Annotated in this window: 5 protein-coding genes and 2 tRNA genes; 5 read left to right on the forward strand and 2 right to left on the reverse strand. The window is 72.0% G+C overall.

Annotated elements, in window-relative coordinates:
• Window positions 1-476 (forward strand): DUF2017 family protein (locus VGF64_01385; GenBank protein HEY1633383.1); only part of this gene is annotated, 476 nt, incomplete at its 5' end.
• An 11-nt stretch (window positions 477-487) separates the two neighbouring features.
• Here VGF64_01385 and VGF64_01390 read toward each other — a convergent pair.
• Together VGF64_01390 and VGF64_01395 are read right to left on the reverse strand one after the other, a co-directional pair.
• Complete coding sequence (locus VGF64_01390) at window positions 488-1,321, reverse strand: DegV family protein (GenBank protein HEY1633384.1); 834 nt, start codon at window positions 1,319-1,321, stop codon at window positions 488-490.
• Entirely contained in the window at window positions 1,318-1,944 is a 627-nt protein-coding gene (locus tag VGF64_01395) for a glycerol-3-phosphate acyltransferase (protein ID HEY1633385.1), read from the reverse strand. Before VGF64_01395 ends, VGF64_01390 begins: the two co-directional genes overlap by 4 nt.
• Before the next feature lie 94 nt (window positions 1,945-2,038).
• Here VGF64_01395 and VGF64_01400 point away from each other — a divergent pair, with 94 nt between their 5' ends.
• From VGF64_01400 to VGF64_01415, 4 genes are all read left to right on the forward strand, one after another.
• Window positions 2,039-3,706 (forward strand): Gfo/Idh/MocA family oxidoreductase, encoded by a 1,668-nt coding sequence (locus tag VGF64_01400; protein HEY1633386.1) that lies wholly within the window; start codon window positions 2,039-2,041, stop codon window positions 3,704-3,706.
• 64 nt (window positions 3,707-3,770) lie between these two features.
• Entirely contained in the window at window positions 3,771-5,069 is a 1,299-nt protein-coding gene (locus VGF64_01405; protein ID HEY1633387.1) for a hypothetical protein, read from the forward strand.
• A 26-nt stretch (window positions 5,070-5,095) separates the two neighbouring features.
• Window positions 5,096-5,168: transfer RNA gene (locus VGF64_01410), tRNA-Glu, on the forward strand.
• Window positions 5,169-5,205: 37 nt separating this feature from the next.
• Window positions 5,206-5,280: transfer RNA gene (locus VGF64_01415), tRNA-Asp, on the forward strand.
• The last annotated feature ends 4 nt before the right edge of the window (window positions 5,281-5,284 follow it).

The raw sequence follows: 5,284 nt of genomic DNA on the forward strand, positions 1-5,284 counted from the left end.
GAATGAAGCTCGGCCGGCGCCTTCGGCGCACCAAGGCCGGCAACTCCCAGCTGCGACTGTCGAAGGCGGACCGGGCCCTGCTGCGGTCGCTGCCCGGGCAGGTGCGAGACCTGATCGACTCGACCGATCCCGCCGACCCGAGCGTGCGCCGTCTCTTTCCGCCGGCGTACCGCGACGAGGACAAGGCCGAGGCCGACTACCAGAGCCTGATGCACGACGAGCTCCTCGAGCACCATCGCCAGGCCCTGATCGTCATGGAGGAGACCATCGACGCCGACCGCCTCGAGGAGGAGCAGGTGGTCAGCTGGCTGTCGGCGCTCAACGAGGTGCGCCTCGTGCTGGGCTCCAACCTCGAGGTGGACGAAGGCCAGGAGCCCGTGAGCTCGAGCGATCCCCGGGCCCCCGGGCTCGCCCTGTACGGCTACCTCAGCTGGCTCGAGGAGCAGGTGGTCGAGGCGCTGTCGACGTCGCTCTAGGACCGAGGTCCTCAGACGGTCGACGGGTAGTAGATCGCCCCTGCCGAGCCGGGACCCGTGTGGGCCCCCACGCTGGGGCCGATCCGGTAGCGGACGACCTCCAGCACCTCCGGCGCGTCCACCAGTGCCTCTTCCAGCGCGTGCCACAAGGGGGCCGCCCCGGCGTCGGCGATCCCCAGGCCGACGCGCAGGTCGGTGCCGGCGCCGAGAACGGTCGTGGCCATGACCCGTGCCGCGTCCTCCATGGTGGCGACCTCGCCCACCGGCACCATCCGCCCCTCGGCCAGCGTGAGCACCGGGATGGCGGTGACGCCGCCGAACGGAGACTCCCTCAGCCGTCCCCCACTGCGGGCCAGCTCCAGGGCCCCGACCACGAACACGTTCCCTGTACGCGCCGCCACCGCCTCGGCCACCAACGCCGCCGCCTCGGCGTCGGCGCCCTTGGTCAGCGCCTCGGCAGCCTCCCAGACACAGCATCCGATGGCGAAGGACGCCGAACCGCTGTCGACGAGCCGCACCGGGACGCCGGCGCCCCTGGAAGCCACGAGGGCGGCATCGAGTGTGCTCGACACAGACGAGCCGATGTGGATCGAGATGATCTCGGTGGCACCGCGAGCCACCAGCGCCTCGTAGGCGAGCAGGAACCTACCGGGCGAGGGAGCCGCCGTCGCCACCTGCGTCACGCCCTGCTCGAAGCGGGCATAGAACCCGTCCGCGTCCAGGTCCACCCCCTCCAGGAAGTCGTGACCATCGAGCGTCACCGTCAGGGGCACGACCTCCACCCCGTAGCGCTCCACCAGCTCGGCCGGCAGCTGAGCGTTGGAATCGGTGCACAGCCCGATCAATCTCGCTCCCCCTTCGGCGCGACGGCGGCCGCGGTGGCGAACCGGTACAGGATGACCGCGCTGCTGGCCCCGGCGGCCAGCGGTAGGGAAACGGTCGGGCGGGGGCCCCACAGGTTGGGCCAGCCCGTCCGCCACCAGAGGATGGCGCCCCCTATCCATGCGCCCGACGAAAGCACGGTGACCGCCGCCGCCCGACGGCGCCAGGGTCCCGTCGAGCTGAGGGCGGCGACGGCGAGGTCGACCGGAAAGTAGGCAGGAAACGTCGCCAGACACTGTCCCACGCTCGCCGCCACCCCCTTGCCCCCCTTGAACCTCTTGGCGACCGGGAAGCAGTGGCCCACCACGGCTGCGGTGCCGCCGAGATGGGACCCGGCGCCGCCAGCGACCGCTCGACCGACGACACAGGCCAGGGCGCCCTTGGCGATGTCGGCCGACAGCACCGCCGTGCCCCAGCCCCCGCCCAGCACCTTCATGGCGTTCACCGCACCCGGGTTGCCCGAGCCCGCCGTCCGCAGGTCGGTCCCGCCGCCGGTCGCCAGCCGGGTGGCCACGTCCGCCGAGGGCACTCCGCCCAGCGCGTACCCGGTGAGGGCGGCTCCGACCAGGCGGGCGGCCCCGGCCACCGGAGCACCTCGCGCTCCTCGCCCGCCTCCCATCGAGGGATCACCCTACCGCCGTGTCCGCGCCTCATAGCCGCTGGGTAGAAGATGTCGGCCTATGGCATCGCCGAGCGTGACCGAGCCGATGCGCGTGCTGGTGGTGTCCGCGCGGCTGACCGACCCCCGCCGCCGGGCCCTGGCCGCCCTGGTGACGGGAGCGGTCGATATCACCGGGACGGACGTGCTGCCGATTTCCTCTGATCTCCCGCCACCGGACCGCTACGACGCGGTGGTGGTCGACGGCGGCACCGACGGGTTGACTCCGGAGTGGCTGACGGCGCTGCACCGCCACGTCGAGTCCGGAGCATCGCTGTTGCGCATCGGCGGCGACGGCCGCGCCGGCGACGACGGGCCCCGTGGTGAGTGGTTCGCCAAGGTGGTCTCGCCGACCAGTGTGCTGACCCAGCGGGCGCCCGAGGAGTTCCCCGTCGTGGACCGTCTCCAGCCGCTGTCCCTGGCCCCGACGGCGCACGTGTGCCTGTCGGTGAGCGTGGGGTTCACGGACCGGCCCGCCCTGGCGGAGACGGCGCTGGGCCGCGGGCGGGTCGTGAGCTCGGGCCTGGGCAACACCGAGGAGGCTCTGGGAAACAAGGAGCTGGCGACCGTGCTGCGCCGCGCCCTGCGACGCTCAGGTGCGCCCGATCGCGGCGGCCGACCCATCGGGCTGGCCATCGCGGGCTACGGCCCCTACGGCGGGATGGGGTACCACCACGGCGCTGCCGCCCAGGCCACGACCGGGCTCGAGCTCGTCGCCGCTTGCGACGAGAGCGCCGAGCGGCGAAAGGCGGCCGAGGCCGAGTTCCCCGGTGTCCGCACCTACCCGACCGTGTCCGAGCTGGCCCGCGACGACGACGTCGAGGTGGTCGTCGTCGCCACCCCTCCCGTGTCGCACACCAGCATCACGCTCGCGCTGCTGCGCGCAGGCAAGCATGTGGCCTGCGAGAAGCCGCTGTGCTTCACCGTGGCCGATGCCGACGAGATGCTGGCGACGGCGCGCGCCTACGACCTCAGCCTCACGGTCAACCAGAGCCGGCGGTGGGACGCCGACTTCGTCGCCATTCGCCGGGCCGTCCGCGCCAGCCTGCTGGGAGAGCTGTTCAACGTCGAGACCTTCGTCGGTGGTTTCGAGCACCCCTGTCGGGCGTGGCACTCGGAGGCTTCGGTGTCGGGTGGCACGGTCTTCGACTGGGGTTCGCACCATCTCGACTGGATGCTCCTCCTGATGGAAGACATGCCTGCCGTCGTCGAGGCCCACGGCCACAAGCGGGTCTGGCATGACGTCACGAACCTCGACCAGCTGCGCGTCCGGCTGAGATGGAGCGACGGTCGAGAGGCGGAGTTCGTCGACAGCTCGGTGGCCGCCATCAGACGGCCCAAGTTCTACCTGCAGGGCACGGCCGGGACGCTGGCGGGCTGGTACCGGCCGTTGACGTTCGAGCGTCTCGAGCCAGGGGTCGGCTACATGGCCCAACGGGCTCACCACGCCGAGGCGCCCGCCGAGCTGACCCTCGCCCGGTACGAGAGTGGCGCCGGCCTGAGCGAGACCCGCCTCCCGCCCGCCGCTCCCCAGCCCTTCGCCTTCCACCGCAACCTCGCCGACCACCTCGCCCTCGGCGAGCGCTTGACCATCACGGCCGACTCGATCCGCCAGGTCGTCGTCCTCCTGGAGGCCGCCCACCGGTCGGTCGAGCGGGCCGGGGCCCCGGTCGAGGTGGCCCCGGGCTAGGGGGCGTGTGCATGCGGGAACCAGGGACCGGAATGGCCGTTCCGGCCCGGACGTTGGCTCCGGTGTGACGCGTCTGCTCACGATCATGGGCTCGGGCGAGACGAGTCCGACCATGGTGAAGATGCACCGCCAGCTCCTGGACCGCCTTGGTCCGCCACCGGTTCCAGCGGTGCTGTTGAGCACGCCCTTCGGCTTCCAGATGAACGCGTCAGACGTCGCGGCCAAGGCGGTCGAGTACTTCCGTGAGAGCGTGAACGCGGAGCTCCAGGTGGCCGACATCCGATCGTCCGCCGATGCCGACACCGTCCGCAACGAGACGATGCTGGCCATGCTCGGCGACGCCCGATACGTCTTCGCGGGACCGGGCAGCCCGAGCTACGCCCTGCGCCAGTGGAGCGGAACGGTCGTCCCGCAGCTGCTGGCGGACAAGCTCGCCGTCGGCGGGGCGGTGACGTTTGCCAGCGCTGCGGCCCTGACACTGGGGGTGGCGACCGTGCCGGTCTACGAGATCTACAAGGTGGGGGCCGATCCACACTGGCTCGAGGGGCTCGATCTGCTGGCTGCGACCGGTCTGCGCGCCGCCGTGATCCCGCACTACAACAACGCCGAGGGCGGGAACCACGACACCCGCTATTGCTATCTCGGCGAGCGCAGGCTCGCCGCCATGGAGCGCGACCTGCCGGAGGATGCGTTCGTGCTCGGTGTCGACGAGCACAGCGCGGTGGTGATGGATCTCGACGCCGGAGATGCCACCACCGCGGGACTGGGCGTGGTCACCGTGCGGTCCCAGGGGCGGTCGACGGAGATCCCGTCAGGGACGACCATCGCCATAGCCGAGCTCGCCGATCTCGCCGCCGGACGCGCCGCACGATCCGGCCGTCGCGGCGGCGGCGAACGGACGGCAACAGAGGAACCCGCGGCGACGGTGGCTCCCGCCGCCCCGTCGTCGGCGTCGCCGCTCATGGAGTCGGTACGCGCCCACCAGGAGGCGTTCGCCTGCGCCGTCGGCGAGCGGGACGTCGACTCGGCGGTCAGGGCCATCCTGGATCTCGACCAGGACCTGCAAGCCTGGTCCCGCGACACGCTCCAGTCCGACGAGCTGGACCGGGGACGGGCCGCGTTGCGGGCAATGGTGGTCCGGCTGGGCCAGCTGGCCGAGGTTGGGGCACGGGACCCTCGCGAGGTGGTCGGCCCGTTCGTGGAGGCCGTGCTCGGCATCAGGGCCGACGCCCGCGCCGACGGGCGCTGGCAGGACGCCGACGTCGCGCGCGACCGGCTGAGCGAGCTCGGCGTCGAGGTGAGAGACGGCCCGAACGGTACCGAGTGGGTGCTCGCCGCCGAGCCCGGGAGACGACCCTGCTAGGCTCCCAGGGCCCGTGGGCAGCTCGAGCCCCCATCGTCTAGCGGCCCAGGACGCCGCCCTTTCAAGGCGGTAGCACGGGTTCGAATCCCGTTGGGGGTGCGCGGATTCGTCGGGGTTCGGCCCCGCGATCAGCCAGGGACCTGTGGTGCAGTTTGGAGTGCACGCCGGCCTGTCAAGCCGGAGGTCGCGGGTTCAAATCCCGTCAGGTCCGCCCA

Source organism: Acidimicrobiales bacterium (assembly GCA_036491125.1).
GTDB lineage: Bacteria > Actinomycetota > Acidimicrobiia > Acidimicrobiales > AC-9 > AC-9.